Raw genomic sequence first — 26,994 nt, forward strand, 5'->3', positions numbered from 1 at the left:
ATCCGATCCTTGAGAACTCAACAGCGTGCACTTGTCAAATGCCAAATTATCCTCGTTCAGTCGTTTTTCGGCTGGGTGAGAATTCCTTTGGATCAAAGACCAGCCCCCTTGGGGGTTGGCATTCGGATGAAGTCAGCAATGAATTTGTCTCTTTGGTCAGCATCAAACTCGCTGCGTCATCGTTTTCCCGATGGGGTATGCATTTCTTTTTTACGGAGAGTTTGATCCTGGCTCAGGATGAACGCTGGCGGCGTGCTTAACACATGCAAGTCGAACGGTGAACACGGAGCTTGCTCTGTGGGATCAGTGGCGAACGGGTGAGTAACACGTGAGCAACCTGCCCCTGACTCTGGGATAAGCGCTGGAAACGGCGTCTAATACTGGATATGTGACGTGACCGCATGGTCTGCGTCTGGAAAGAATTTCGGTTGGGGATGGGCTCGCGGCCTATCAGCTTGTTGGTGAGGTAATGGCTCACCAAGGCGTCGACGGGTAGCCGGCCTGAGAGGGTGACCGGCCACACTGGGACTGAGACACGGCCCAGACTCCTACGGGAGGCAGCAGTGGGGAATATTGCACAATGGGCGCAAGCCTGATGCAGCAACGCCGCGTGAGGGATGACGGCCTTCGGGTTGTAAACCTCTTTTAGCAGGGAAGAAGCGAAAGTGACGGTACCTGCAGAAAAAGCGCCGGCTAACTACGTGCCAGCAGCCGCGGTAATACGTAGGGCGCAAGCGTTATCCGGAATTATTGGGCGTAAAGAGCTCGTAGGCGGTTTGTCGCGTCTGCTGTGAAATCCCGAGGCTCAACCTCGGGCCTGCAGTGGGTACGGGCAGACTAGAGTGCGGTAGGGGAGATTGGAATTCCTGGTGTAGCGGTGGAATGCGCAGATATCAGGAGGAACACCGATGGCGAAGGCAGATCTCTGGGCCGTAACTGACGCTGAGGAGCGAAAGGGTGGGGAGCAAACAGGCTTAGATACCCTGGTAGTCCACCCCGTAAACGTTGGGAACTAGTTGTGGGGTCCATTCCACGGATTCCGTGACGCAGCTAACGCATTAAGTTCCCCGCCTGGGGAGTACGGCCGCAAGGCTAAAACTCAAAGGAATTGACGGGGACCCGCACAAGCGGCGGAGCATGCGGATTAATTCGATGCAACGCGAAGAACCTTACCAAGGCTTGACATATACGAGAACGGGCCAGAAATGGTCAACTCTTTGGACACTCGTAAACAGGTGGTGCATGGTTGTCGTCAGCTCGTGTCGTGAGATGTTGGGTTAAGTCCCGCAACGAGCGCAACCCTCGTTCTATGTTGCCAGCACGTAATGGTGGGAACTCATGGGATACTGCCGGGGTCAACTCGGAGGAAGGTGGGGATGACGTCAAATCATCATGCCCCTTATGTCTTGGGCTTCACGCATGCTACAATGGCCGGTACAAAGGGCTGCAATACCGCGAGGTGGAGCGAATCCCAAAAAGCCGGTCCCAGTTCGGATTGAGGTCTGCAACTCGACCTCATGAAGTCGGAGTCGCTAGTAATCGCAGATCAGCAACGCTGCGGTGAATACGTTCCCGGGTCTTGTACACACCGCCCGTCAAGTCATGAAAGTCGGTAACACCTGAAGCCGGTGGCCTAACCCTTGTGGAGGGAGCCGTCGAAGGTGGGATCGGTAATTAGGACTAAGTCGTAACAAGGTAGCCGTACCGGAAGGTGCGGCTGGATCACCTCCTTTCTAAGGAGCATCTGACACCTTCGGGTGTCCAGAACCCAGATCGGGAACGTTCGTTTCTCGCTGGGAGCTCATGGGTGGAACATTTGACATGACGTCGAGATCTGATCTCGGAGCTAGTACGCCGCTTGCGGTTGGAAGGTTCTGGGTGAGGGGGTCGGTGTCTGCACGCTGTTGGGTCCTGAGGGACCGGATGCGCACTGGCCTTCGGGTCGAGTGCACAGTCGGTTACTCTGGGCCTTTTGTCGTTTCCCCGGTTGGGGTTGCGTCAAGGGGCACCGCCCGTACTTTGAGAACTACACAGTGGACGCGAGCATCTTGCAACGGCCTTCGGGTTGTTGCACAAGATGATCTTAAAGATCATTAGTCAATTTCAGATTCCATCTTCGGATGGGGTCGAGTTTTTGATTCAAACTCATGTGATTTCAAGTCTTTAAGAGCAAACGGTGGATGCCTTGGCATCTGGAGCCGAAGAAGGACGTAGCAATCTGCGATAAGCCTCGGGGAACTGATAAGCAAGTTTTGATCCGAGGGTGTCCGAATGGGGAAACCCCGCTGGGCGGCGTGCCGACCTAGTGACTCCCGTCTGAATATATAGGGCGGGTAGAGGGAACGTGGGGAAGTGAAACATCTCAGTACCCACAGGAAGAGAAAGCAACCGCGATTCCGTTAGTAGTGGCGAGCGAAACCGGAACAGGCTAAACCTAGCGTGTGTGATAGCCGGCAGGCGTTGCACGTTGGGGGTTGTGGGACTTTTCAGTCATCTCTGCCGAGGTGGCGGCGTTACAAGAAGGTATAGACGAACGGTCTTGAAAGGCCGGTCATAGAGGGTGCCAACCCCGTAGTCGAAATGCCTTGCTTGGCGCGAAGAGTATCCCAAGTAGCACGGGGCCCGTGAAATCCCGTGTGAATCTGTCAGGACCACCTGATAAGCCTAAATACTCCCAGATGACCGATAGCGGACAAGTACCGTGAGGGAAAGGTGAAAAGTACCCCGGGAGGGGAGTGAAATAGTACCTGAAACCGTTTGCTTACAAACCGTTGGAGCCTCCTTAGTAGGGGTGACAGCGTGCCTTTTGAAGAATGAGCCTGCGAGTTAGCGATATGTGGCGAGGTTAACCCGTGTGGGGTAGCCGTAGCGAAAGCGAGTCTGAATAGGGCGATTCAGTCGCATGTCCTAGACCCGAAGCGAAGTGATCTATCCATGGCCAGGTTGAAGCGACGGTAAGACGTCGTGGAGGACCGAACCCACTTAGGTTGAAAACTGAGGGGATGAGCTGTGGATAGGGGTGAAAGGCCAATCAAACTTCGTGATAGCTGGTTCTCTCCGAAATGCATTTAGGTGCAGCGTTGCGTGTTTCTTGCCGGAGGTAGAGCTACTGGATGGCCGATGGGCCCTACAAGGTTACTGACGTCAGCCAAACTCCGAATGCCGGTAAGTGAGAGCGCAGCAGTGAGACTGTGGGGGATAAGCTTCATAGTCGAGAGGGAAACAACCCAGACCACCAACTAAGGTCCCAAAGCGCGTGCTAAGTGGGAAAGGATGTGGAGTTGCCTTGACAACCAGGAGGTTGGCTTAGAAGCAGCCACCCTTGAAAGAGTGCGTAATAGCTCACTGGTCAAGTGATTCCGCGCCGACAATGTAACGGGGCTCAAGCACGCCACCGAAGTTGTGGCATTGACATTATTGGTAGGCCTTCGTGGTCCAGCCGTGTTGATGGGTAGGAGAGCGTCGTGTGGCCAGCGAAGCGGCGGTGTAAACCAGCCGTGGAGGCTACACGAGTGAGAATGCAGGCATGAGTAGCGAATGACGTGTGAGAAACACGTCCTCCGAAAGACCAAGGGTTCCAGGGTCAAGCTAATCTTCCCTGGGTAAGTCGGGACCTAAGGCGAGGCCGACAGGCGTAGTCGATGGACAACGGGTTGATATTCCCGTACCGGCGAAGAACCGCCCAAGCTAATCCAGTAGTGCTAAGTGTCTGAATCCCAGTGACTGATCCCTTCGGGGTGACGCTCTGGGCCTAGCGCACGACCCCATTCTGGTGCGGTTAGCGTATTAACAGGTGTGACGCAGGAAGGTACTCCAAGCCAGGCGATGGTTGTCCTGGTGCAAGTGCGTAGGCCGAACGGTAGGCAAATCCGCCGTTCACATAGGCTGAGACACGATGCGGATAAAAAGTGGATGATCCTATGCTGCCAAGAAAAGCATCGACGCGAGGTTCTAGCCGCCCGTACCCCAAACCGACTCAGGTGGTCAGGTAGAGAATACCAAGGAGATCGAGAGAATCGTGGTTAAGGAACTCGGCAAAATGCCCCCGTAACTTCGGGAGAAGGGGGGCCATCCACTTATACGGACTTGCTCCGAAAAGGGTGTGGTGGCCGCAGAGACTAGTGGGTAGCGACTGTTTACTAAAAACACAGGTCCGTGCCAAGTCGCAAGACGATGTATACGGACTGACGCCTGCCCGGTGCTGGAAGGTTAAGAGGACCGGTTAGCCGCAAGGCGAAGCTGAGAATTTAAGCCCCAGTAAACGGCGGTGGTAACTATAACCATCCTAAGGTAGCGAAATTCCTTGTCGGGTAAGTTCCGACCTGCACGAATGGCGTAACGACTTCCCAACTGTCTCAACCGCGAACTCGGCGAAATTGCATTACGAGTAAAGATGCTCGTTACGCGCAGCAGGACGGAAAGACCCCGTGACCTTTACTACAGCTTGGTATTGGTGTTCGGTGTGGCTTGTGTAGGATAGGTGGGAGACTTTGAAGCATGGACGCCAGTTCGTGTGGAGTCATTGTTGAAATACCACTCTGGTCACTCTGGATATCTAACTTCGAACCGTAATCCGGTTCAGGGACAGTGCCTGGTGGGTAGTTTAACTGGGGCGGTTGCCTCCCAAAAAGTAACGGAGGCGCCCAAAGGTTCCCTCAACCTGGTTGGCAATCAGGTGTCGAGTGTAAGTGCACAAGGGAGCTTGACTGTGAGACTGACAGGTCGAGCAGGGACGAAAGTCGGGACTAGTGATCCGGCAGTGGCTTGTGGAAGCGCTGTCGCTCAACGGATAAAAGGTACCTCGGGGATAACAGGCTGATCTTGCCCAAGAGTCCATATCGACGGCATGGTTTGGCACCTCGATGTCGGCTCGTCGCATCCTGGGGCTGGAGTAGGTCCCAAGGGTTGGGCTGTTCGCCCATTAAAGCGGTACGCGAGCTGGGTTTAGAACGTCGTGAGACAGTTCGGTCCCTATCCGCTGCGCGCGTAGGAAATTTGAGAGGATCTGACCCTAGTACGAGAGGACCGGGTTGGACGAACCTCTGGTGTGTCAGTTGTTCCGCCAGGAGCACCGCTGATTAGCTACGTTCGGGATGGATAACCGCTGAAAGCATCTAAGCGGGAAGCCGGCCTCAAGATGAGATTTCCATACCTTCGGGTGAGAGGCTCCCAGCCAGACTACTGGGTTGATAGGCCAGATGTGGAAGTGCAGCAATGCATGCAGCTGACTGGTACTAATAAGCCGATGACTTGATAACACACCGTTTGTTGGTGCTACGCGTCCACTGAGTGGTTCTCGATGTACGGTCGAGAACCGCATGACAATGACTTTGTTATGTGTTTGATTGAAACATCAATAGTGTTTCGGCGGCCATAGCGTGAGGGAAACGCCCGGTTACATTCCGAACCCGGAAGCTAAGCCTCACAGCGCCGATGGTACTGCAGGGGGGACCCTGTGGGAGAGTAGGACACCGCCGGACTTCTTTTAAGCAAATGGCCACCCATCGATGGGTGGCCATTTTGCGTTTACAACGAAAACAGGGAGCATCATGCCGGAAGACGAAGAGCGCCGTCCGCGTCGCGACAACGACAGTGGATCGCGCAACCAGCGTCCTTCCGGAGGCCGTCCCGCACAGAATCGCGATGGCGCCCCTCGTCGCGATGGCGACAACCGCTCCGGCGACCGCGCACCGCGTCGGGAGGGTGGCGGCTACAACCGTGATTCTGCTCCTCGTCGTGAGGGCGGCGGTTACAACCGTGATTCTGCTCCTCGTCGTGAGGGTGGCGGTTACAACCGCGATTCCGCTCCGCGTCGCGAGGGTGGCGGTTACAACCGCGATTCCGCTCCGCGTCGCGAGGGCGGTTACAACCGTGACTCCGCTCCGCGTCGCGAGGGCGGTTACAACCGCGACTCCGCGCCTCGCCGCGATGGCGACAACCGCACCGGCGACCGCGCTCCTCGTCGTGAGGGTGGTTACAACCGCGATTCTGCTCCTCGTCGTGAGGGTGGTTACAACCGCGATTCTGCTCCTCGTCGTGAGGGTGGTTACAACCGCGATTCTGCTCCTCGTCGTGAGGGTGGTTACAACCGCGATTCTGCTCCTCGTCGTGAGGGTGGTTACAACCGCGATTCTGCTCCTCGTCGTGAGGGTGGTTACAACCGCGATTCTGCTCCTCGTCGCGAGGGTGGTTACAACCGCGACTCCGCGCCTCGTCGCGATGGCGACAACCGCTCCGGCGACCGAGGTCCCCGCCGTGAGGGTGGCGGTTACAACCGTGACTCTGCTCCGCGTCGTGAGGGTGGTTACAACCGCGATTCTGCTCCTCGTCGTGAGGGTGGCGGGTACAACCGTGACTCCGCTCCTCGTCGTGAGGGTGGCGGGTACAACCGTGACTCCGCTCCGCGTCGTGAGGGTGGCGGGTACAACCGTGACTCCGCTCCGCGTCGCGAGGGCGGTTACAACCGGGACTCTGCACCGCGTCGCGAGGGTGGCGGCTACAGCCGTGACTCCGCGCCTCGCCGCGATGGCGACCGCACCGGTGACCGCGCCCCGCGTCGCGAGGGCGGTTACAACCGCGACTCCGCACCGCGTCGCGACTCCGGCTCCGACCGTGACCGCGGTCGTTCGTTCCCGCAGCGCGGGGGCTCGGGGCGCGAGCGTCCGATCCAGGCTGCCGACGAGCGTCCGCGCTTCAACGACCCGCACATCCCGGACGAGATCACGGCTCGCGACCTCCACACCTCGGCGCGCAATGAGCTCAAGACGCTGAGCAAGGAGAACGCGGACCTCGTGGCCCGTCATCTCGCGATGGCCTCGCAGCTCATCGATGAGGACCCGGCGCTGGCTCACGAGCACGCGCTGGCGGCGTCGCGTCGTGCGGGTCGTATCGCGATCGTCCGCGAGACCCTCGGTATCACGGCGTACGCCACGGAGGACTTCGCTCTCGCGCTGCGCGAGCTGCGGACGTACCGCCGCATCTCCGGCAAGGACGATCAGATCGCCCTCATGGTCGACAGCGAACGCGGCATCGGGCGACCGGACCGCGCGCTCGAGACCGGTCGCGCCGTCGACCGCAGCGCGCTCACGACCCCGGTGCGGGTCGCACTCGCGATCGCGATGTCCGGGGCCCGCCTCGATCAGGGCGACCTCGAGCTCGCGCTGGGTGAGCTCGAGATCCCTGAACTCGACCCCGATCGCGCCTTCGAGTGGAGCCCGGCGCTGTTCGCCGCTCGTGCCGCGGTGCTGGAGGATCTCGGACGCGAGGAGGAAGCGGCCTTCTGGGCGCATCGCGCTGATGTCGCGGCCGAAGCCCTCGGCGTCGATGAAGCCGGCGATGAGGAGCTCATCGTCGAAGACGGTCTCATCGAAGGCGACTTCGACGATGACGAGATCGCCACGACCGCTGATGTCGATGCTGCCGCTGAGTCCGCAGCTGACGAGTCCGCCGCAGAAGACTCTGCAGAAGACTCCGCCGTCGACGAGCCTGCGGCCGATGAGCCCGCAACCGACGAGCCGACCGTCGAGGACGAGGTCCGCGAACTCCTGGGAGAGGACGACGCTGCTGACGGCTCTGACGACGTCGCCGACGAAGCTGCCGACGGCTCTGACGCCGCCGCCCCCGCCGACGACAAGGCTCAGGGCTCGGAGCAGGAGGCGTAGTGGCGTTGTTCTCCCGGAAGCGACCGGTCGCGTCCACTCCGCTCGACGGCGTCGACACCGTGCTGGCCGATCTGGACGGCGTGGTCTACGCCGGCCCGGGCGCGCTGCCGTTCGCGGTCGACAGCCTGAACCGGGCGGGGGAGTCTGCACGACTCGGCTACATCACCAACAACGCCGCCCGCACCGATGCGTCCGTCGCGGCTCACCTGAGCAGCCTCGGCCTCGAGGTGGCGGCATCCGACGTCGTGACGAGTCCGCAGGCTGCGATGCGCCTGCTCGCGGGTATCCTCCCGGCACCCGCCACGATCCTCGTGGTCGGCGGCGACGGTCTGGTCGACGAGGTCACGAAGGCCGGCTACACGGTCACCCGCAGCGCCGAGGACTCGCCTGCCGCTGTCGTTCAGGGCTTCGCTCCCGAGGTCGCCTGGACGGACCTTGCAGAGGCCGCGTTCGCCCTCAAGCTTCCGGAAGAAGAGGGCGGCATCCCCTGGATCGCCACGAACACCGACTGGACGATTCCGCGAGAGCGCGGTGTCGCCCCCGGTAACGGCACCCTGGTGTCCGCCGTGCACACCGCGATCGGACGCCTGGCGACCGTCGCGGGCAAGCCGGAGGCTCCGATCTTCGAAGAGGCCCTCGCGCGGTTCGGCGCGCAGAAGGCGCTGTTCATCGGCGACCGCCTCGACACCGACATCATGGGAGCGAGGCGTGTCGGCATCGACTCGGTGCTGGTGCTCACCGGCATCGATCGTCCGAAGCACGTGCTGGCAGCGCCCGAAGGCTCGCGTCCCACCTACATCCTCGGCGACCTGCGGGAGCTGCATGAGCCGTACCCCGAGGCGATCGAGAAGGACGGCGTCTTCCATGTGAACGGAGCCGCTGTGCGGGTCTCGGGAGCCGACGTCGAGATCGTCGCCGACTCGGGCGTGCAGATCGACCTGCTCCGCGCAGGTGCCGCAGCGATCTGGGCATCCGGTACACCGGTGTTCGTCCTCCGCGTGCCGGAGCGCCTCTACGACGATCCGTTCCACCGACCCTGATCGACGGACGCCGTGGCTCCGTCGTCCGTCCGCCGTGCCGCGTACAGTAGGACCGTGAGCGATGAGACGACGAGCGCGCCGACCGACGGTCTGTGGAGTCGCCTGCGCCTGATCGAGGGGCAGCCGCTGCCCGCGCGTGCGGATGCCTATTCGGCCCTGCACGACGAGCTGTCACGCCGTCTCGAGACCGGCGCGAAGCTCGACCAACGGGAGACCCCGGGATCCCGATGACGCGACTCGACGCCGCCCTCGCCGCCCGAGGACTCGCCCGTTCGCGCAGCCACGCCGCCACCCTCATCTCCGAGGGGCTCGTGAGCGTCGATGGCCGACCGGTCGTGAAGTCCTCGACGCCGGTGCCGGACACCGCCGAGATCACGATCGCCGGCTCGGATCACTACGTCGGCCGCGCCGCGCACAAGCTCATCGCCGGCCTCGACGGCTTCGCGGTCCCCGTCGAAGGGAGGCTGGCGCTCGACATGGGCGCCTCGACCGGCGGATTCACCCAGGTGCTGCGTGAGCGCGGCGCCCGCCGAGTGCTCGCGGTCGACGTCGGGCACGGCCAGCTGGCGCCGTCGATCGCGGCCGACGACGGCGTGGTGGCCGTCGAGGGATACAACGTTCGCCACATGACGCCAGAGAACCTCGCCGAGGCGACGGGCGAGCCCGACCTCCCGGAGCTCCTCGTCGGCGACCTCTCCTTCATCTCCCTCGAGCTCGTGCTGCCGGCGGTCGCCGGCGTGGCCGCACCGGGGTCCGACATCCTGCTCCTCGTGAAGCCGCAGTTCGAGGTCGGCCGCACCGCCGTGCGCGGCGGTCTGGTGACCGACCCCGCCACCCGCGCGGATGCCGTCGCACGCACCGTATGGAGTGCCTGGGACGTCGGTCTCGGCATGCTCGGCATCCTTCCCTCCCCGATCCTCGGCACGCACGGCAATGCGGAATATCTCGTGCACCTCGCGCCGGGACGCGGCAGCAATCCGACAGAATGGTTGGACAGCATCAATCGACTGGCAGGGGGACGATGAACGAGCGCAGGATCCTGGTCGTCGCCCATGCCGGCCGCGTCGAGACCGTGGAGGCCGCCCGTCGCGTGATCGACGCGCTGCGCGGAGCAGGAGCCCGACCGTTCCTCGCGGCTGACGATCACGCCGCGCTGACCGCGGTCGACGGGTTCTTCGCCGACGTCGACGTGCTCGACGGGTCGTCGGAGTCCGCCGACCTCGAGCTCGCGATCGTGTTGGGCGGCGACGGAACGATCCTGCGGGCAGCTGAGCTCGTCCGCGACAGCGGTGCGCCGGTGCTCGGCATCAACATGGGCCACGTCGGCTTCCTCGCCGAGATCGATCGCGATGACATGGATGACGCGGTGCGCCGCGTGATCGACCGCGACTACGAGGTCGAGGAGCGCCTCGCCCTGTCGGTGCGGGTGAAGGACGCGGCGGGCGCCGTCGTCTACGACACCTGGGCGCTGAACGAGGCGACGGTCGAGAAGGCCAGCCGAGAGCGGATGATCGAGGTCGTGCTCGAGATCGACGGTCGCCCGCTGTCGAGCTTCGCGTGCGACGGCATGGTGGTCTCGACGCCGACCGGATCCACCGCCTACAACTTCTCCGCCGGCGGGCCGGTGATCTGGCCGAGCGTCGAGGCGATCGCCGTGGTGCCCCTGTCGGCGCACGCGCTGTTCGCCAAGCCGCTGGTCGTCAGCCCCGACGCCGCTGTCGCGATCGAGATGCTGGAGCGCACCGACGGCTCCGGCATCCTGTGGTGCGACGGCCGGCGTTCGCACGATCTGCCTCCGGGTGCTCGCGTCGTCGTCCGTCGGTCTTCGCGTCCGGTTCGCCTGGCACGCCTGCACCACGCAGCCTTCACCGATCGGCTCGTGCGCAAGTTCCGTCTGCCCGTCGAAGGATGGCGCGGGCAGGAGCCGGGGAAGACGCCATGATCGAGGAGATGCGGATGCAGGGCCTCGGCGTGATCGCCGATGCCGTGCTGCCCCTCGGCCCCGGCTTCACAGCCATCACGGGAGAAACGGGCGCGGGCAAGACGATGGTGGTCACCGGCCTCGGGCTGCTGCTCGGTCAGCGTGCCGATTCCGGTGCCGTGCGCGCCGGCGCCGCGCAGGCCTCGGTCGCCGGAGTCTGGATCGTTCCCGAGAAGGGCGACGTCGCCGACATCGTGACGGATGCCGGAGGCGAGCTCGAACCGGCCGGCGCCGACCTCGCGGAGCTCTATGTCTCCCGCACCCTGAGCGCCGAGGGTCGCAGCCGCGCCAGCGTCGGCGGTCGTGCGGCCCCCGCGGGAGTGCTGTCGGCTCTCGCCGAAGAGCTCGTGGTCGTTCACGGACAGTCCGAGCAGCTCCGCCTGCGCTCGGCCGCCGCGCAGCGCGACGCCCTCGACCGCTTCGGCGGCGCCCCCGTCGCGACGGCTCTCGCGGCGTACTCGGCATCCTTCTCCCGCTGGCGGACTCTCGACGCCGAGATCACCGAGATCTCCGAGAACCGCGATCGCCGCGCCGAGGAGGCCGCGCGCCTCCGTGAGGCCCTCGCCCTCATCGAGGCCACGGCCCCGGAGCCGGGGGAGGACCAGGAGCTGAGCGAACGCGCCGAACGCCTCGCCAACTCCGAGGAGCTGCGCCTGGCGGCATCCCTCGCGCACGCCGCGCTGTCGAGCGAGGAGGGTGAGCCGGATGCCTCGGGCCTCGTCGCCGAGGCCCGCCGGCTGCTCGAGCGCGTCTCCGACTCGAAGCTCACCGAGATCGCCGAGGGCATCGCCGACATCGGCTATCGGATCGCGGATGCGGCCGGCCAACTCTCCGCGTACCTCGCGGATCTCGACGAGTCGGGTCCGCACGAACTCGCCGCAGTCGAGGAACGTCGTGCCGCCCTGGGAACGCTGGTCCGCGCGCACGGCTCGCTCGACGAGGCCCTCGAGGTCTGGCGGACCGGGTCCGCCCGTCTCGCCGAGCTCGACGACGACGGCGAGCGGATCGAGCGGCTCACCGAGGAACGGGACGCGGTGCGTGCCGAGCTCGATGCGCATGCCGCCGCGCTGACCACGGAGCGTGCGTCTGCCGCGACGCGTCTGGGCGCCGCGGTCACGGAGGAGCTGCATGCCCTCGCGATGCCGGATGCTCGTCTCGAGGTGGCCGTCACGGAAGGTGCAGAGAGCACGCACGGCCGCGACGACGTCGCGATCCTGCTCGCGCCGCATCCGGGTGCCGAACCCCGCTCGGTGGGAAAGGGCGCCTCCGGGGGAGAACTCTCCCGCGTGATGCTGGCGATCGAGGTCGTCATCGCCGGGACCGACCCGGTGCCGACCTTCGTGTTCGACGAGGTCGACGCGGGCATCGGCGGGGCAGCCGCGATCGAGGTGGGTCGACGACTCGCCCGGCTTGCAGAGAAGTCGCAGGTCATCGCGGTCACGCATCTCGCGCAGGTCGCGGCCTTCGCGAACAATCACCTGTCCGTCGTGAAGTCCAACGACGGAGCCGTCACCGCCTCCAGCGTGCGGCTTCTGGAGGGCGAGGAGCGGGAGGCCGAGATGGCCCGCCTGCTGTCGGGACTCGCCGATTCGGACGCCGCTCTGACCCACGCCCGAGAACTTCTCAGCCTCGGCGCCCCTGCTGCCTGATAGGATCGAAGCCCGTGATGAACTCTTCTTCTGCGGGGCCCAAGAACGACACGACCAAGCACATCTTTGTGACAGGTGGTGTCGTTTCGTCTTTGGGCAAGGGGCTCACGGCTGCCAGCCTGGGCAACCTCCTCACCGCTCGCGGACTGCGCGTCGTGATGCAGAAGCTCGACCCGTACCTGAACGTCGATCCGGGCACGATGAACCCCTTCCAGCACGGCGAGGTCTTCGTGACCGACGACGGCGCCGAGACCGACCTCGACATCGGCCACTACGAGCGGTTCCTCGACATCAACCTGTCGCAGGCAGCCAACGTGACGACGGGCCAGATCTACTCGCAGGTCATCGCGCGCGAGCGCCGGGGCGAGTACCTCGGCGACACCGTGCAGGTCATCCCGCACATCACCGACGAGATCAAGCGCCGCATGCGCCTGCAGGCTCACGAGGAGCCGCGTCCTGACGTGATCATCACCGAGGTCGGCGGCACGGTCGGCGACATCGAGTCGCAGCCGTTCCTCGAGGCCGCCCGCCAGCTCCGTCACGAGCTCGGCCGCGACAGCGTGTTCTTCGTGCACGTCTCGCTGGTGCCCTTCATGGGGGCGTCGGGGGAGCAGAAGACCAAGCCCACCCAGCACTCGGTCGCGGCCCTCCGCCAGGTCGGCATCCAGCCGGACGCCCTGGTGCTCCGCAGCGACCGTCCGGTCAGCGCGAGCAACCGCAACAAGATCGCGCTCATGTGCGACGTCGACGTCGAGGGCGTCATCAACACCGTCGACCTGCCGAGCATCTACGACATCCCGTCGACGCTCAACGACCAGGGGCTGGACTCGTACATCGTGCGTCGTCTCGGTCTCGACCAGAAGGCCGCGGAAGAGGTCGACTGGACGCGCTGGAGCAAGGTGCTGCACGCTGTGCACAACCCCAAGCACGAGGTCACGATCGGCCTCGTCGGCAAGTACATCGACCTGCCTGACGCCTACCTCTCGGTCACCGAAGCCCTCAAGGCGGGTGGATTCGCGCAGGAGACCAAGGTCAACATCCGCTGGATCCCCTCGGACCTCTGCGAGACGCCCGAGGGCGCCCAGGAGCAGCTGGCACAGGTCGACGGCATCTGCGTGCCCGGCGGCTTCGGCATCCGTGGCATCGAAGGCAAGCTGGGGGCGCTGAAGTTCGCCCGCGAACAGGGCATCCCGACGCTCGGCCTCTGCCTCGGCCTGCAGTGCATGGTGATCGAGTACGCACGCGACGTGGCCGGCATCGCCGGAGCATCGTCGAGCGAGTTCGACCCGGAGACCACGGAGCCCGTGATCGCGACGATGGCCGAGCAGATCGAGATCCTCGACGGCGGCGACCTGGGCGGCACGATGCGCCTCGGCCTGTACCAGGCGGCCCTCGCCGATGGTTCACTCGCCCGTGAGCTCTACGGTGCCCCTGAGGCCTCGGAGCGGCACCGTCACCGCTACGAGGTGAACAACGCGTACCGCGACCGTCTCTCCGACGCGGGTCTGGTGTTCTCCGGCCTCAACCCGGAACTCGACCTCGTCGAGTACGTCGAGCTGCCGCGCGACGTGCACCCGTACTACATCGCGACCCAGGCGCATCCCGAGCTGCGCTCGCGTCCGACCGACCCGCACCCGCTGTTCCGCGGACTGGTGGGCGCCGCGATCGAGCGTCACCGCGCCAGCGAGCTGTTCGACGTCAGCGCCGATGACTGATTCGGCGCCGATGACTGACGCGACCGGAGAGCTCCGCGACGAGCCCTTCTCTCCGGAGGTGCTCACGAGCGACCTCGTCTACGAGGGCAGGGTCTGGGACGTGCGCTCCGACCGCGTGCGGTACGGCGACGGCGAGATGGTGCGGCAGTACGTCGCGCACACGGGTGCCGTGGCGATCCTCGCGCTGGACGACGAGGGCCGCGTCCTGCTGATCCAGCAGTACCGGCATCCGATCCGTCACCGTGACTGGGAGCTGCCGGCCGGCCTTCTCGACGTCGCCGGCGAGGAGCCGCTCGAGGCCGCGAAGCGCGAGCTCGCCGAGGAGGCCGACCTGGTCGCGGCGCACTGGGAACCGCTCGTGTCGTCGTGGACCACGCCGGGCGGCAACGACGAGATGATCCACATCTTCCTCGCGACGGGCATCTCGGCCGCCGAGTCCGCGCACGACCGCGAGGACGAAGAGGCCGACATCCGCGTCGAGTGGGTACCCCTCTCGGACGCGGTCGACGCCGTCCTCGCCGGGCGCATGCGCAACGGCATCCTCTCGATCGGAGTGCTCGCGGCGGCGCAGAGGCTGCGCGATCGGCTCTGAGGATGCTGCTTCCTCGCGCTCTCGACCTCTACCTGCGACACGTCACGATCGAGCGCGGTCTGAGTGCGCACACCATCGCGGCCTACCGACGAGACCTGGACGGGTACCGGGAATGGCTGGAGGCCGACGGCATCGGCGACACCGCCGACATCACCCCGGCCGTGATCGGCCGCTTCATCACGGAGCGATCGTCGGCTGAGCCGCCCCCGGCGTCGACCAGCCTCGCCCGGCTGCAGTCGTCGGTGCGGGGCTGGCATCGCTTCCTCGCGAGGGAGGGCATCGAGGCCGATGACCCGAGCGGGAGGCTCCGTCCTCCGAAGGCTCCGCGTCGGCTTCCGAAGGCGCTGACGATCGACCAGGTCGAGCGCCTGCTCGCCGCGCCGTCGCCGGAGGATCCCGTCGGCATCCGGGACCGCGCCCTTCTCGAGCTCCTGTACGCGACCGGCGCACGCGTGTCGGAGGCGATCGGGCTCGACGTCGACGACCTCGCCCACGGCGATGTGCTGCGGCTGCGCGGCAAGGGGTCGAAGGAGCGGATCGTGCCGATCGGGTCGTTCGCGCGCGACGCCGTGGACGCCTACCTGACCAGGGTGCGCCCGGGGCTCGCCGCCAAGGGACGGGCGTCGTCGCGCCTGTTCCTCGGTGCGCGAGGGGCGCCCCTGTCCCGACAGAGCGCGTGGCTGATCATCCGTGCCGCCGCCGAGGCCGCCCAGATCACGAGCGAGGTCTCGCCGCACACGCTGCGGCACTCCTTCGCGACGCACCTGCTGCAGGGCGGCGCCGACGTGCGCGTGGTGCAGGAGCTGCTCGGGCACGCGTCGGTCGCGACGACGCAGATCTACACCCACGTGTCGGTCGACACGCTGCGCGACATCTACGCGACCTCCCATCCGCGCGCCCGCTGAGCCGCTGTGCCGCGTGCCGGGAGGCCGGAGAACAGGGCGGCCGCTAGAATCGACCAAGCACGAAGGAGCAGGAGAACCGGTGGTTGACAAAGCGGCGAAGTCCAGGGCGAAGGCACAGATGGCCGACGAGACCCCCATGGGACCCACCGGTCGTCCGTATCACGGGTTCGCCACGCCCGAGCCGCTGAAGTCTCACGGTCCGGCGCGCATCATCGCACTGTGCAATCAGAAGGGCGGCGTCGGCAAGACGACGACCACCATCAACCTCGCCGCGGCTCTCGCCGAGTACGGTCGCAAGGTGCTCGCGGTCGACTTCGATCCGCAGGGCGCGCTCTCGGCCGGTCTCGGCATCCAGACGCACGACGTCCCCACGATCTACGACCTGCTGCTCGACACGAAGCGCGATGCGCACGACGCGATCGTCCACTCGGGCGTCGAGGGTCTCGACGTCATGCCGGCGAACATCGACCTCTCCGCTGCCGAGGTGCATCTCGTCAACGAGGTGGCTCGCGAGACGATCCTCGCCCGAGTGCTCCGCCAGGTCGCGGGGGAGTACGACGTCATCCTCATCGACTGCCAGCCGTCTCTCGGACTGCTCACCGTGAACGCGCTCACGGCGGCGCATGGTGTGATCATCCCGCTCGAGTGCGAGTTCTTCGCCCTGCGCGGGGTCGCGCTGCTGATCGAGACCATCGACAAGGTCCGTGACCGCCTGAACCCGTCGATCACGATGGACGGGCTCCTGGCGACGATGTACGACGCCCGCACGCTGCACTCCCGCGAGGTGCTCGAGCGCGTCGTGGAGACGTTCGGCGACGACGTGCTGGAGACCGTGATCGGCCGCACCGTGAAGTTCCCGGATGCCTCGGTCTCAGGTGTGCCCATCACCGAGTTCGCTCCGGAGCACGCCGCCGCCCAGGCGTACCTGCGGCTGGCCCGGGAGCTGGTCGCCCGTGGCGCCGTCGCCTGACGAGAGCGCTGACCGGGCGGACGAGATCGCGGATCCCGCCGAGGGATTCCGTGTCTCGCTGTCGAACTTCGACGGCCCCTTCGATCTGCTGCTGAACCTCATCTCCAAGCACGAGATGGACATCACCGAGGTGTCGCTGAGCGCGGTCACCAACGAGTTCATCGCCTACCTGAGCCAGCTCGACGACGACGAGGAGCTCGATCAGGCATCCGAGTTCCTGGTGGTCGCCGCCACGCTGCTCGACATGAAGGTCGCCGGCCTCCTGCCGCAGGGCGAACTGGTCGATGCCGAGGCGGTGGCGCTGCTCGAGGCACGCGACCTGCTGTTCGCCCGCCTGCTGCAGTACCGGGCCTTCAAGGAGGTCTCGACGTGGTTCTCCCGCTGCCTGCAGCGCGAGGACCGCCGGCATGTGCGCGCGGTGCGCCTCGACGAGAAGCACCGCCGTCAGACACCCGAGCTCGTGTGGTCGCTCACGGTCGACGACTTCGCCGCCCTCGCGCTCCTGGCCTTCGCGCCGAAGGAGATCCCGCACGTCGGACTCGATCATCTGCACGCGCCGCTGATCAGCATCCGCGAGCAGGCGGCGATCGTCGTGACGCTGCTGCGCGGCACGGAGTCGGTCAGCTTCCGCGAGCTCGTCGCCGGAGTCACCGAGCCGGGCATCGTCGTCGCGCGCTTCATCTCCGTGCTGGAGCTGTACCGCCATGCGGCTCTGTCCTTCGAACAACTGGAACCGCTCGGCGAGCTCACGCTCCGCTGGGCAGCCGACGCCTGGTCGGATGAGACGCTCGCGACCCTGGGAGCCGACTATGACCGATGACACCTCCACGACGGACTCCGCGGTCGAGGAGACCGTCCGCGACACCCCGCTCTCCGAGCGCATCGAGGCGATCCTGCTGATCGTGGACGAGCCGATCGGCCTGATGGCGCTGGCCGCCGCCGTCGGATCACCGGTGCCCGCCGTCCGGCAGACGCTCGAGACGCTCGTCGACGACTACGACGGGCGAGGGCACGGCCCGCGCCGCGGATTCGAGCTGCGCGAGGTCGGCGGAGGCTGGCGGCTCTACGTGCGCGAGGACCATGACGGCCTCGTCGCCGAGTTCATCGGCGGGCAGGCGCCGGCCCGTCTGTCGCAGGCGGCGCTCGAGACCCTCGCCGTGATCGCCTACAAGCAGCCCGTGACGCGCAGCCAGGTCGCCTCGATCCGCGCGGTGAACGTGGACTCCGTGGTGCGCACCCTGCTCGCCCGCGGTCTCATCACCGAGCTGTTCGCCGACTCCGAGACCGGAGCGATCAACTACGGCACCTCCGACGCGCTCCTGCAGCACCTGGGCATCAACTCGCTCGACGAGCTGCCCCCGATCTCTCCGCTGCTCGACGACGGCGCTGACGGCTTCGACGAAGGGACCATCCGATGACGGACATCACCAACGAGGGCGCGCCGGAGGGGGTGCGCCTGCAGAAGGTCCTCGCCGCGGCCGGAGTGGCCTCGCGCCGCGTCGTCGAGAACTACATCGTCGAGGGGCGCATCCGCGTCAACGGCGTGGTCGTCGAAGAGCTCGGTCGACGGATCGACCCGGAGCACGATCTGGTCGACGTCGACGGCACCGCGATCCAGCTCGACGTCTCCAAGCGGTACGTCATGCTCAACAAGCCGACCGGCGTCGTGAGCAGCATGAAGGACGAGAACGGCCGTCCCGACCTCCGTCGTTTCACCGCCGACTACGAGGAGCGCCTGTACAACGTCGGCCGGCTCGACGCCGAGACGAGCGGTCTGCTCATTCTCACCAACGACGGCGGGCTGGCGCATGTGCTGGCCCACCCGTCGTTCGGCGTGACGAAGGTGTACATCGCCAAGGTCGAGGGGACGGTCCTGCCGCAGACGATCTCGAAGCTCACGAAGGGGATCGAGCTCGACGACGGTCCGATCGCGGCCGACAAGGCGCGCCTGCTCGACACGTCGCGCGGTTCGAGCCTGGTCGAGCTGACCCTCCACTCCGGACGCAACCGCATCGTGCGTCGGATGCTGGCCGCGGTCGGTCACCCGGTCACCGAGCTCGTCCGCCGCCAGTTCGGGCCGCTCCACCTGGGAACCCTCCCGGCGGGGAAGACGCGGGAACTGAGTAAAATCGAACTCGGCGCGCTTCTGACCTTGTCGCGCCAGGATTCCGGTGTCGCCGAGGCGCCAGGCGAGCAGCAGGAGAACGAGTGACCGATACGACGAGTGCGCCCACGGCGCGGAAGGCCGGCGTCGTCGCGCCTCGGCTCTCCGGCACCGTCCGCATCGTCGGTGCCGGTCTGCTCGGCGCGAGCGTCGGGCACGCCCTCCGGGCGAAGGGAATCGACGTCGTCCTCACCGACGCCTCACCGGCGCAGCTGCGTCTCGCGGTCGACTATGGCGCCGGTCGTCTCGCCGCCGATGACGACGCGCCTTCCCTCATCGTCGTGGCCGTGCCGCCGGACGTCACCGCCGACGTGATCGAGGCCGAGCTCGCTCGATACCCCGATGCCGTCGTGACAGACGTCGCGAGCGTGAAGCTCGAGCCGTTCCGCACGCTCCAGGCTCGCGGTGTCGATCTCACCCGCTACATCGGCTCGCATCCGCTCGCCGGTCGCGAGCGCGGCGGAGCGATCTCCGCCCGTGCCGACCTCTTCATCGGACGTCCCTGGGTCGTCTGCCGCGATGAGGACACGAAGGCCGCCGATCTCGCGCTCGTCGAGGCGCTCGCGCTGGACGTCGGCGCGATGCCGCTGGAGATGACACCGGAGGAGCATGACCGCTCGGTCGCGCTGACCTCGCACGTGCCCCAGGTCGTCGCCAGTCTTCTCGCCGCCCGACTCGCCGGTGCCGAAGAGGGAGCTCTGCGCCTTGCCGGCCAGGGCGTCCGCGACACGACCCGCATCGCGGCATCCGCTCCCGAGCTCTGGGTGCAGATCCTCGGCGCGAACGCCGGACCGGTGGTCGAGATCCTCGATGCGCTGGCCGCCGACCTCGGTGAGATCTCCGATGCCCTGCGTGAGCCCGGTGCGCCGGGTGCTCGCCGCGTCGTCGCGGAGACGATCCGCCAGGGCAACGACGGCGTCGACCGGCTCCCCGGCAAGCACGGCCAGAACCGGCGTTTCGAGTCGCTCATCGTGATGATCGACGACACCCCCGGTCAGCTCGGACGCCTCTTCGGTGAGCTCGGGGAGCTCGGTGTCAACGTCGAGGACCTGCGTCTCGAGCACTCGCCGGGCGCACAGTTCGGCCTGGCGGAGATCAGCGTCGAGCCGGCGACCCTGCACGGGGCGATCACGGGACTCGAGGAACGCGGATGGCGGATTGCAGGGAATACGAATGACTGACACCTCGCTCTCCTCCACGGACGCCACCAAGTTCATCGCGATCGACGGCCCCGCGGGGTCCGGCAAGTCCAGCGTGTCGAAGGCTGTCGCGCGCAGGCTCGGCTTCGGCTACCTCGACACGGGGTCCGCCTACCGTGCACTCGCCTGGCACGTGCTCGACCGCGGAGCGGACACCTCGGATGCCGACGCGGTGCGAGCCGCGGCATCCGATTTCCCGGTCGTGCTCGGGCTCGACCCCGACGACCGGACCGTGCGGGTCGGCGACGTCGAGGTGACCGAGGCGATCCGCGATCCGCGGGTCTCCGGCGCCGTCAGCGGTGTGGCCAGGGTCGCGGAGGTGCGCGCCCAGGTGAACGAGCTGTTCCGTGCCCTCGTCGCAGACGCCGCGTATCCCGCAGTCGTCGTCGAGGGGCGCGACATCACGACCGTCGTCGCCCCCGACGCCCCCGTGCGGATCCTCCTGACCGCGGCCCCCGAAGTGCGGGCCGCCCGACGTGCCGGCGAACTCGCCGGCGAGAACGCGGATGCCGTCGCCGCAGCGTTGCACAAGCGCGACGCATCCGACAGCGCCGTCGTCGACTTCCTGAACGCCGCGGACGGCGTCGAGGTCGTCGACTCGACGGACCTAGATTTTTCCCAGACCATCGACGCCGTTCTCTCGGTGATCGAGCAACACCGAGGAGCACACCGTGGCTGACGACGAATACGAAGGCGGCCCCGACCAGCTCGCCGAGAAGATGGAGCTGATCGACGAGGAGCTCGCCGAGCAGCGCGCCGAGACGCTCCGCGCAGGTCTGGCGGACTACGAGCTCGACGACGAGGATGCCGCGCTCCTCGCCGGCATCACCATGGGCGAGGACGGGATCATGTTCAGCCCGGCTCTGCCGGTGGTGGCGATCGTCGGTCGACCGAACGTGGGCAAGTCCGCGCTCGTCAACCGCATCCTCGGCCGTCGCGAGGCTGTCGTGGAGGACACCCCCGGTGTCACCCGCGACCGCGTGACCTACAAGGCCGAATGGGCCGACCGCCGGTTCTCGCTCGTCGACACGGGCGGATGGGAGCCGGATGCCCGCGGAATCGACCGCTCGGTGGCCATGCAGGCCGAGGTCGCGATCGACCTCGCCGACATGGTGCTGTTCGTGGTCGACGCGATGGTCGGTGCGACGTCGACCGACGAGCACGTGGTGAAGCTGCTCCGCAAGAGCGGCAAGCCCGTGTTCCTGGTGGCGAACAAGATCGACGACACCCGCCAGGAGCCGGAAGCGGCCGCACTCTGGGCGCTGGGTCTCGGCGAGCCCTACCCGGTGTCGGCCATCCACGGCCGTGGCGTCGCGGACCTTCTCGACGCCGTGCTGAAGAAGCTCCCCGAGATCTCGGCCGTCGCGAAGCAGGAGATCGGAGGACCGCGCCGCGTCGCGATCCTCGGTCGACCGAACGTCGGGAAGTCGTCGCTGCTGAACAAGGCGGCCGGTGAAGAGCGCGTCGTCGTGAACGAGCTGGCCGGAACGACGCGCGACCCCGTCGACGAGGTCGTCGAGCTCGGCGGCAAGATGTGGCGCCTGGTCGACACCGCCGGCATCCGTCGTCGCGTGCACATGGCGCAGGGCGCGGACTTCTACGCGTCGCTGCGCACCTCTGCCGCGCTGGAGAAGGCGGAGGTCGCGGTCGTCGTGCTCGACGTGTCGGAGACGATCAGCGAGCAGGACGTGCGCATCATCGACCTCGTGCTGGAGTCGGGCCGTGCGCTGGTGCTCGCCTTCAACAAGTGGGATCGCCTGAACGACGACGACCTCGAGAACGCCGACCGCCGTCGCTATCTCGAGCGCGAGATCGAGCAGGACCTGGCGCATGTCGCTTGGGCACCGCGCGTGAACATCTCGGCGAAGACGGGCCGTCACCTCGACAAGCTCGTCCCCGCGCTGGAGACGGCGCTCGAGAACTGGGATCGTCGCATCCCGACCGGCAAGTTCAACGCCTTCCTGGCCGAGCTCGTCGCCGAGCACCCGCACCCGCTGCGTGGTGGCAAGCAGCCGCGCATCCTGTTCGGCACGCAGGCATCGACGCGTCCGCCGACGTTCGTGCTGTTCACCACGGGCTTCCTCGACCCGGGCTACCGCCGGTTCATCCAGCGTCGCCTGCGCGAGCTGTACTCGTTCGAGGGAACGCCGATCGTCGTCAACATGCGCGTGCGCGAGAAGCGTCAGCGCTGAGCTGTTCCCGCCTGTTGCGCCAGGTGGTGCCGATGCCCGGATGCTGTGAAAGGCTGAGGGGGTGACTGTCGTACCTCCTGCCACCGGTGAGCCGCGTCGCCCCGACGGGCCGCGGAACCCGGGCGATGCCTGGGTGATCGCGGAGTCGGGGGAGAAGTACTGGGGGCGGTTCGGAGCTGCCGGGCTGCTCGCCTTCGATCCCGCCCGCGGCATCCTGCTGCAGCATCGTGTCTCGTGGAGCCACTTCGGCGGCACGTGGGGTCTCCCCGGCGGGGCGCTGCACGAGGGTGAGACGGCGATCGTCGGCGCGATCCGCGAGGCGCAGGAGGAAGCGGGCGTGCCTGATGGCGCGGTCAGGGCCCGATTCATCAGCGTGCTCGATCTGGAGATCTGGTCGTACACCACGGTCATCGCGGATGTGCAGGTGCCCTTCGATCCGGTGATCAGCGACCCGGAGAGTGTGGCTCTCGAGTGGGTGCCGGTCGATGAGGTTGCGACGCGACCGCTGCATCCCGGATTCGGTGCCGCGTGGCCGGCACTGCGGGCGCTGCTCGAGGTTCGTCCTGCCGTCGTCGTGGACGGCGCGAACGTGGTCGGTTCTGTGCCGAACGGATGGTGGAAGGATCGCGCCGGCGCGGCTTCCCGGCTGCGGTCGCGGCTGGAGGGGCTGGCTGTCCCCGCGTCGGATCTCGGCGTGGAGGGCGACCTGTGGTTCCCCGAGGTGTCATTGGTCGTGGAAGGCCAGGCACGCGGAATCGCCTCGGGTCTGGATGCCGGCTCGGTCTCGGTCGTGAACGCAGACGCCTCGGGTGACGACGCGATCGTCGCCGAGGTCGAGCGGCGAGTCGCGGCAGGCGAGACGGTGCTGGCGGTGACCAGCGACCGGGCGCTCCGCGAACGCGTCGAGCACGCGGGTGCCGTCAGGGTGCTTTCGGCAGGTTGGCTTGTGGATCTGCTGGCACAGGCGGACCGCGCGAGGAAGTAGTTCGCGGGTCGCAGCGGTGGCATGATCATCCGCTCGAGTCTTAGACGAACATGACGCGGTGGGTGGGTCGGTCGGTGTAGGTGCGGCCGAGGGGGCTGTGCCAGGTGATGGTGCCGTCGCGTTCTTGTCGGGCTGTCCACCGGTGCGTGTCCGAGATATCGGGATGTTTGAGGGTGTGGTGGGCGCGGCAGAGGTGGGCGAGGTTGTCGAGCCTGGTCTTGCCTCCTCGGGCGTGATCGTGGGTGTGGTCGATGTCGCACCGGTGCACGGGCGTGCGGCAGCCGGGGAATCGGCAGTGCTGGTCCCGGGCGCGCAGGAACCTCCGCATCCCCTCGGTCGGGGTATAGGTGTCGGTCTGCCGGACCATGCCGTCCGGGTCGAGGAACAGGCGCGACCAGCCCGTGTTCCTCCCGGCGAGGTCGCGGGCGATGTCGGGGTGTATCGGTCCGTATCCGTCGTGGTCCGCCGGCCGCTCATCCTCGCCGGCGAGGGTGGTCCCGGCGATCGTCACCTGGATGCGGCCCTGGATGTTGTCCAGCCCGTCACCATGGACGGCGCTCGGGTCGGCGGTGAGCAGGAGATCGGCGAGCAGGTCCGCCTGCACCTGATCCCAGGTGCGCGTGTCCGCGGCGACATCCTCCGCGTTCACGACTGTGTCTGTGTCTGTGTCTGTGTCTGTGTCTGTGTCTGTGTCTGTGTCTGTGTCGGGATCCATTGCGAACGTGTCGTCGCTGAAGATCTTGCCCTCATCATCAAGGTTGACGTCGCGGCTCCCGCCAGGTTCGACGTCGGAGTCGGCGACGAGGTCAGTATCGCTATCGGTGTCGGTGCGGGGCTCTTCGTCGGGCGTGGGAGCGGAGGCACGGCCAGCGCGGTTGCGGATCACCTGTCGGGTCATCTGCGCCAACCGGTCCGCGATCGCGACAGCGAGCCACTCCGGCAACACGGCCGTCAGCAACGCGAGTCCGTCACCGACGGAGCGCACCTTCACGCACCGCTCCGAGGCCGCCCGCTTGTGCCGGTCCGTGACCGCCTCCCCGACCAACGCCGCCGCGACCTGCGCCGCATGCGCCTTCGTCCGCGCGGCCGTCTCGCGTTCGGCGAACACCAGCACCGCCGCCTCATACAACGCCATCACGCCGGCATCCACCCGCTTGTTGCGGATCGCTTCGGAAACGAGGGCACTCGCGCGACAGATCTCTCGCACATGAGAAGCGCTGATCCGACCCGTCGCGAATGCCTCCCGCACCGCGGGCAACTCGCCACTCACAGTGCGGGCGTCGGTGAACGCGAACTCGATCGACCCCTGAGGGACCCGGCCCGCGGCGGAGAACTCCGCGATCATCGACCGGTAGACCGCATCCCGATGGAACCCGTTCCCCGCGACATCCGCATCGTGGAACCCGATCTGCTCGACCATCAGTTCCAGCGCCTCGCACTCGAGTACCGCGATCTGCCGCTTCTTCTCCACCCACGCATCCAGCACACGACGACGCCCCTCGAGATCGAGGTGGAAGTCCGTCCGCTGCTGTGCCATACCCCCAGAGTAGAACATATGTTCGAATATGGCAGCATACTAGTCGAGGAAGAACTCGTCCCGTCCGCGGAGCTTGTCGATGTCTCGACGCTCGCGCTTAGTCGGCCTTCCGGCGCCCCGATCGCGGAGTCCGAGAGCGGCCTGCGGCTCGCGCTCCGGCGTGCGATCCTCGTATGCCAGAGCGGCGACGGGGGCGCCGACGCGCTTCACGAGGATCTGCCGCACGGCGAGGATCCGGTCGAATCCGGAGATCCGGATGCGGATCTCGTCGCCGATGCGCACGGCCTGAGCAGCCTTCACCTTCTCGCCGTTGACGCGTACATGCCCCGCGCGGCATGCGGTCGTCGCGGCCGAGCGCGTCTTGTAGACGCGGACGGCCCAGAGCCAGCTGTCGACCCGCGCAGCATCCGCCATCATGAGCTCCTCGTTCGCAGGGCGACCAGGGCGCCGGCCACGATGAGGCCCTGGCCGATCGTGTAGGTGAGCATGATGGCCGGGCTGCTCCAGGCCGGGAGCGCGTCGGGGAGGAACAGTCGAAACGCGAGGATCGTGTCGCTCGCGAGGAAGAAGGCGCCCCCGACAGCGACGAGCGGGTGGCATCGTGCGGAGAAAGCCGCCGTGCCGCCCAGCACGAGTCCATACACGGCCACAGCGATGAGCAGGCTGCCGGTATGCGGACCGAGGAAGGCGAGCATCGCGACCCACCACACCGCATAGATGAGTGCCCACCGCGGCATCCGTCTGCTTCCCAGATGGCGGACGAACAGGGCGATGTATGCCAGATGCGCGATGCCGAAGAAGAGCAGCATCAACGGCAGCTCGGGCGCGGTCGGGAAGAGTGCGCCGACGCTGTCTCCGAGCCACGAGAACAGCAGAGCGGTCAGGAGCAGGATCAGTGCGGAACGCGGTGCGACGTCTCGGGCGGAGAGCAGCGCCGGCACGGCCAGGAGTGGCATCAGCAGCAGCTTCGTCGGTCCGGCGGCCGGGCTCTCGACGGACAGGAGCACGACGTGAAGGACCGAGACCGCGACGAAGGGGACGAATGCCCACATGATCGTCGGGCTCAGAGTGCGGCGCTGCATCCCCCCATCGTATTCTCGACGCTTCACCGATCCCGCCGGATCAGGACTCGACGGTGACCTGTTCGACATCGCCGCCCGTGCCGAGATGAACGGCAGGCCAGTACCCCTCGGGGAAGTGCTCGCCGCAGCTGTCGATCAGGTGCAGGATGATCGTGCCGTCGGACGCGGCCTCGATCGTCTCGAGCATGAGGTCGGATGCCGCATCTTCGAGTTCGTGGGGTTCGGGTTCGCCGTTGCTGAAGTTCGTGACCACGGCATCCGACGCGATCCGCCTGAGTGACGTGAGGTCGGCGATCATCTCGCGCACGCGGGGGAGCAGGGGAGTGACGTCCTGCGGATTCGTGCCCTCGAGCATGAGTTCGAGCTCCGCGCCGTCGATGACGACGGTGCCGCTGTACCAGTCGTGGGTGAGCACGCTGCCGTCTGTCAGCTCGGTGGTCGCGCGAGTGAGGGGGCCGAGTTCGGGATCGTCGATGGTCGGATGCTCGTCGCTCATGACTTCACGCTAGCGCCCGGTCAAGGTGCCAGCTGCCGACCTTCCGCGGCCAGGTGCTCGCGGAGGATGCGGATCGCCTTCGGGCCGACGCCGTGGATCGCGAGCAGTTCCTTTGCGGACGCGCCGTCGAACTGATCGAGGCGCGTCCACCCGTGGATGGCGAGTTCCCGGCGCGCCACCTTACCCATCGCGGCGGGGAGATGCGATTCGTCGCTCATGAGCGGAGATCCAGCGTCACGAGCGTGCGCCCCGGCTTGAGCTCGGTGGTCTCGGAGAATCCGGCGGCGAGGAAAGTGGCGACGGTGCCGTGGAACAGGTCGTTCGCGCGCTGCTTCTCGCCGTGGGTGTCGACGGGATACCCCTCGATCAGGCGAGCATCGGATTCCCGGGCGTAGTCGACCGCGGCACGCAGCAACTCGAGGTTGAGACCTGCGCCGCGATGCTCTCGCCGCACGACGAAGCACGTCACGGCCCAGACCGACTCGTCGTCGAAAGGCTCGGTGGATGCCGCCGCGATGATGCGTGTGCGCGGGACGCGCGCCTGTTTCGTGCGGGGTCCGATGCGGATCCATCCTGCCGCCTCGCCGTCGACGTAGGCGATGATCCCCGGCGGAGGCCCGTCATCGATCTCGGCGCGGAACATCTCGGTGCGCTGCGGGGTGGTCGTCTCGTTCCAGTCCTTGTTGCTGAGGACCGGCCAGATGCACTGACAGCTCGCGCCGTCTCCACCTCCGGTGAGTGCGTGCTGAACGTCATCCCAGCGGGCGGTGGTCGCCACCTCGGTCGTGATCGTCGCCATGGACCGCACGCTACGCCGAGCATGCGA

Annotated in this window: 24 protein-coding genes and 3 rRNA genes; 21 read left to right on the forward strand and 6 right to left on the reverse strand. The window is 66.3% G+C overall.

Features of this window, described 5'->3' with window-relative positions; translation table 11 throughout:
- The first annotated feature begins 209 nt into the window (after positions 1 to 209).
- The 21 genes from LBN7_RS17205 to LBN7_RS17305 all read left to right on the forward strand — a co-directional run bounded on the left by LBN7_RS17205 (position 210) and on the right by LBN7_RS17305 (position 23,053).
- Positions 210 to 1,733, forward strand: a 16S ribosomal RNA gene (locus tag LBN7_RS17205).
- A 420-nt stretch (positions 1,734 to 2,153) separates the two neighbouring features.
- Positions 2,154 to 5,258: ribosomal RNA gene (locus LBN7_RS17210) — 23S ribosomal RNA — on the forward strand.
- 105 nt (positions 5,259 to 5,363) lie between these two features.
- Positions 5,364 to 5,480: ribosomal RNA gene (gene rrf / locus LBN7_RS17215) — 5S ribosomal RNA — on the forward strand.
- Together the 16S, 23S and 5S rRNA genes form the textbook arrangement of a ribosomal RNA operon.
- A gap of 163 nt (positions 5,481 to 5,643) precedes the next feature.
- The gene (locus tag LBN7_RS17220; RefSeq protein WP_407360347.1) at positions 5,644 to 6,771 is read left to right on the forward strand and encodes a hypothetical protein; all 1,128 of its coding nucleotides are present in this window, start codon (positions 5,644 to 5,646) and stop codon (positions 6,769 to 6,771) included.
- Between the two features lie 20 nt (positions 6,772 to 6,791).
- Positions 6,792 to 7,661, forward strand: a complete 870-nt coding sequence (locus LBN7_RS17225) for a hypothetical protein (RefSeq protein ID WP_407360348.1) — start codon at positions 6,792 to 6,794, stop codon at positions 7,659 to 7,661.
- Positions 7,661 to 8,701, forward strand: coding sequence for an HAD-IIA family hydrolase (locus LBN7_RS17230; protein WP_407360349.1), 1,041 nt, complete (start codon positions 7,661 to 7,663; stop codon positions 8,699 to 8,701). Before LBN7_RS17225 ends, LBN7_RS17230 begins: the two co-directional genes overlap by 1 nt.
- A 54-nt stretch (positions 8,702 to 8,755) precedes the next feature.
- On the forward strand, positions 8,756 to 8,932 hold the full coding sequence (locus LBN7_RS17235; RefSeq protein ID WP_165808129.1) for a hypothetical protein: 177 nt from the start codon (positions 8,756 to 8,758) through the stop codon (positions 8,930 to 8,932).
- Positions 8,929 to 9,726 carry a TlyA family RNA methyltransferase gene (locus LBN7_RS17240; RefSeq protein WP_407360350.1) on the forward strand — a complete coding sequence of 266 codons (798 nt, stop codon included), beginning with the start codon at positions 8,929 to 8,931 and terminating at the stop codon, positions 9,724 to 9,726. Before LBN7_RS17235 ends, LBN7_RS17240 begins: the two co-directional genes overlap by 4 nt.
- Positions 9,723 to 10,643 (forward strand): NAD kinase, encoded by a 921-nt coding sequence (locus LBN7_RS17245; protein WP_341945123.1) that lies wholly within the window; start codon positions 9,723 to 9,725, stop codon positions 10,641 to 10,643. Before LBN7_RS17240 ends, LBN7_RS17245 begins: the two co-directional genes overlap by 4 nt.
- Positions 10,640 to 12,331 carry a DNA repair protein RecN gene (gene recN / locus LBN7_RS17250; protein WP_407360351.1) on the forward strand — a complete coding sequence of 564 codons (1,692 nt, stop codon included), beginning with the start codon at positions 10,640 to 10,642 and terminating at the stop codon, positions 12,329 to 12,331. The genes LBN7_RS17245 and recN overlap by 4 nt, the downstream gene beginning before the upstream one ends.
- A gap of 17 nt (positions 12,332 to 12,348) precedes the next feature.
- The gene (locus tag LBN7_RS17255) at positions 12,349 to 14,046 is read left to right on the forward strand and encodes a CTP synthase (RefSeq protein ID WP_116636761.1); all 1,698 of its coding nucleotides are present in this window, start codon (positions 12,349 to 12,351) and stop codon (positions 14,044 to 14,046) included.
- 10 nt (positions 14,047 to 14,056) lie between these two features.
- Entirely contained in the window at positions 14,057 to 14,638 is a 582-nt protein-coding gene (locus tag LBN7_RS17260) for an NUDIX hydrolase (RefSeq protein ID WP_116636762.1), read from the forward strand.
- Between the two features lie 2 nt (positions 14,639 to 14,640).
- A complete protein-coding gene (xerD, locus tag LBN7_RS17265; protein ID WP_407360352.1) occupies positions 14,641 to 15,543 on the forward strand; it encodes a site-specific tyrosine recombinase XerD in 903 nt (300 codons plus the stop codon).
- A gap of 118 nt (positions 15,544 to 15,661) precedes the next feature.
- Complete coding sequence (locus LBN7_RS17270; protein ID WP_407361731.1) at positions 15,662 to 16,513, forward strand: ParA family protein; 852 nt, start codon at positions 15,662 to 15,664, stop codon at positions 16,511 to 16,513.
- Complete coding sequence (locus tag LBN7_RS17275) at positions 16,497 to 17,333, forward strand: ScpA family protein (RefSeq protein WP_116636765.1); 837 nt, start codon at positions 16,497 to 16,499, stop codon at positions 17,331 to 17,333. Before LBN7_RS17270 ends, LBN7_RS17275 begins: the two co-directional genes overlap by 17 nt.
- Positions 17,323 to 17,931 carry an SMC-Scp complex subunit ScpB gene (scpB, locus tag LBN7_RS17280; RefSeq protein ID WP_116636766.1) on the forward strand — a complete coding sequence of 203 codons (609 nt, stop codon included), beginning with the start codon at positions 17,323 to 17,325 and terminating at the stop codon, positions 17,929 to 17,931. The genes LBN7_RS17275 and scpB overlap by 11 nt, the downstream gene beginning before the upstream one ends.
- Complete coding sequence (locus tag LBN7_RS17285; protein ID WP_116636767.1) at positions 17,928 to 18,725, forward strand: pseudouridine synthase; 798 nt, start codon at positions 17,928 to 17,930, stop codon at positions 18,723 to 18,725. The genes scpB and LBN7_RS17285 overlap by 4 nt, the downstream gene beginning before the upstream one ends.
- On the forward strand, positions 18,722 to 19,858 hold the full coding sequence (locus LBN7_RS17290) for a prephenate dehydrogenase (protein WP_116636768.1): 1,137 nt from the start codon (positions 18,722 to 18,724) through the stop codon (positions 19,856 to 19,858). The genes LBN7_RS17285 and LBN7_RS17290 overlap by 4 nt, the downstream gene beginning before the upstream one ends.
- Positions 19,851 to 20,555 (forward strand): (d)CMP kinase, encoded by a 705-nt coding sequence (cmk, locus tag LBN7_RS17295; RefSeq protein WP_407360353.1) that lies wholly within the window; start codon positions 19,851 to 19,853, stop codon positions 20,553 to 20,555. Before LBN7_RS17290 ends, cmk begins: the two co-directional genes overlap by 8 nt.
- 40 nt (positions 20,556 to 20,595) lie before the next feature.
- Positions 20,596 to 22,068 (forward strand): ribosome biogenesis GTPase Der, encoded by a 1,473-nt coding sequence (der, locus tag LBN7_RS17300; protein WP_243409014.1) that lies wholly within the window; start codon positions 20,596 to 20,598, stop codon positions 22,066 to 22,068.
- A 61-nt stretch (positions 22,069 to 22,129) separates the two neighbouring features.
- Positions 22,130 to 23,053, forward strand: coding sequence for an NUDIX domain-containing protein (locus tag LBN7_RS17305; RefSeq protein ID WP_116636771.1), 924 nt, complete (start codon positions 22,130 to 22,132; stop codon positions 23,051 to 23,053).
- A gap of 40 nt (positions 23,054 to 23,093) precedes the next feature.
- Here the strand turns inward: LBN7_RS17305 and LBN7_RS17310 are convergent, their stop codons facing one another.
- From LBN7_RS17310 to LBN7_RS17335, 6 genes are read right to left on the reverse strand one after another with little or no spacing between them, the layout of a single operon-like run.
- Positions 23,094 to 24,590 (reverse strand): DUF222 domain-containing protein, encoded by a 1,497-nt coding sequence (locus LBN7_RS17310; protein ID WP_407360354.1) that lies wholly within the window; start codon positions 24,588 to 24,590, stop codon positions 23,094 to 23,096.
- 39 nt (positions 24,591 to 24,629) lie between these two features.
- Positions 24,630 to 25,004: an RNA-binding S4 domain-containing protein gene (locus tag LBN7_RS17315; protein WP_341945130.1), complete on the reverse strand. Its 375-nt coding sequence runs from the start codon at positions 25,002 to 25,004 to the stop codon at positions 24,630 to 24,632.
- Positions 25,004 to 25,672, reverse strand: coding sequence for a lysoplasmalogenase family protein (locus LBN7_RS17320; RefSeq protein ID WP_407360355.1), 669 nt, complete (start codon positions 25,670 to 25,672; stop codon positions 25,004 to 25,006). The genes LBN7_RS17315 and LBN7_RS17320 overlap by 1 nt, the downstream gene beginning before the upstream one ends.
- A gap of 40 nt (positions 25,673 to 25,712) precedes the next feature.
- Positions 25,713 to 26,168, reverse strand: a complete 456-nt coding sequence (locus LBN7_RS17325; RefSeq protein WP_407360356.1) for a hypothetical protein — start codon at positions 26,166 to 26,168, stop codon at positions 25,713 to 25,715.
- Positions 26,169 to 26,188: 20 nt separating this feature from the next.
- A complete protein-coding gene (locus tag LBN7_RS17330) occupies positions 26,189 to 26,386 on the reverse strand; it encodes a hypothetical protein (protein WP_407360357.1) in 198 nt (65 codons plus the stop codon).
- Entirely contained in the window at positions 26,383 to 26,967 is a 585-nt protein-coding gene (locus LBN7_RS17335) for a GNAT family N-acetyltransferase (RefSeq protein WP_407360358.1), read from the reverse strand. Before LBN7_RS17335 ends, LBN7_RS17330 begins: the two co-directional genes overlap by 4 nt.
- Positions 26,968 to 26,994: the final 27 nt, after the last annotated feature.

The sequence above is a fragment of the Microbacterium sp. LBN7 genome (assembly GCF_045690345.1).
GTDB lineage: Bacteria > Actinomycetota > Actinomycetes > Actinomycetales > Microbacteriaceae > Microbacterium.

Bases quoted from the DNA above. Each gene is read 5' to 3' on its own strand.
- xerD (WP_407360352.1), top strand. From the start codon at position 14,641: ATGCTGCTTCCTCGCGCTCTCGACCTCTACCTGCGACACGTCACGATC.
- LBN7_RS17260 (WP_116636762.1), top strand. From the start codon at position 14,057: ATGACTGACGCGACCGGAGAGCTCCGCGACGAGCCCTTCTCTCCGGAG.
- LBN7_RS17220 (WP_407360347.1), top strand. From the start codon at position 5,644: ATGGCGCCCCTCGTCGCGATGGCGACAACCGCTCCGGCGACCGCGCAC.
- LBN7_RS17315 (WP_341945130.1), bottom strand. From the start codon at position 25,004: ATGGCGGATGCTGCGCGGGTCGACAGCTGGCTCTGGGCCGTCCGCGTC.
- LBN7_RS17310 (WP_407360354.1), bottom strand. From the start codon at position 24,590: ATGGCACAGCAGCGGACGGACTTCCACCTCGATCTCGAGGGGCGTCGT.
- LBN7_RS17320 (WP_407360355.1), bottom strand. From the start codon at position 25,672: ATGCAGCGCCGCACTCTGAGCCCGACGATCATGTGGGCATTCGTCCCC.
- cmk (WP_407360353.1), top strand. From the start codon at position 19,851: ATGACTGACACCTCGCTCTCCTCCACGGACGCCACCAAGTTCATCGCG.
- LBN7_RS17245 (WP_341945123.1), top strand. From the start codon at position 9,723: ATGAACGAGCGCAGGATCCTGGTCGTCGCCCATGCCGGCCGCGTCGAG.
- recN (WP_407360351.1), top strand. From the start codon at position 10,640: ATGATCGAGGAGATGCGGATGCAGGGCCTCGGCGTGATCGCCGATGCC.
- LBN7_RS17270 (WP_407361731.1), top strand. From the start codon at position 15,662: ATGGCCGACGAGACCCCCATGGGACCCACCGGTCGTCCGTATCACGGG.
- LBN7_RS17255 (WP_116636761.1), top strand. From the start codon at position 12,349: ATGAACTCTTCTTCTGCGGGGCCCAAGAACGACACGACCAAGCACATC.
- LBN7_RS17240 (WP_407360350.1), top strand. From the start codon at position 8,929: ATGACGCGACTCGACGCCGCCCTCGCCGCCCGAGGACTCGCCCGTTCG.
- LBN7_RS17285 (WP_116636767.1), top strand. From the start codon at position 17,928: ATGACGGACATCACCAACGAGGGCGCGCCGGAGGGGGTGCGCCTGCAG.
- der (WP_243409014.1), top strand. From the start codon at position 20,596: ATGGAGCTGATCGACGAGGAGCTCGCCGAGCAGCGCGCCGAGACGCTC.
- LBN7_RS17330 (WP_407360357.1), bottom strand. From the start codon at position 26,386: ATGAGCGACGAATCGCATCTCCCCGCCGCGATGGGTAAGGTGGCGCGC.
- scpB (WP_116636766.1), top strand. From the start codon at position 17,323: ATGACCGATGACACCTCCACGACGGACTCCGCGGTCGAGGAGACCGTC.
- LBN7_RS17325 (WP_407360356.1), bottom strand. From the start codon at position 26,168: ATGAGCGACGAGCATCCGACCATCGACGATCCCGAACTCGGCCCCCTC.
- LBN7_RS17335 (WP_407360358.1), bottom strand. From the start codon at position 26,967: ATGGCGACGATCACGACCGAGGTGGCGACCACCGCCCGCTGGGATGAC.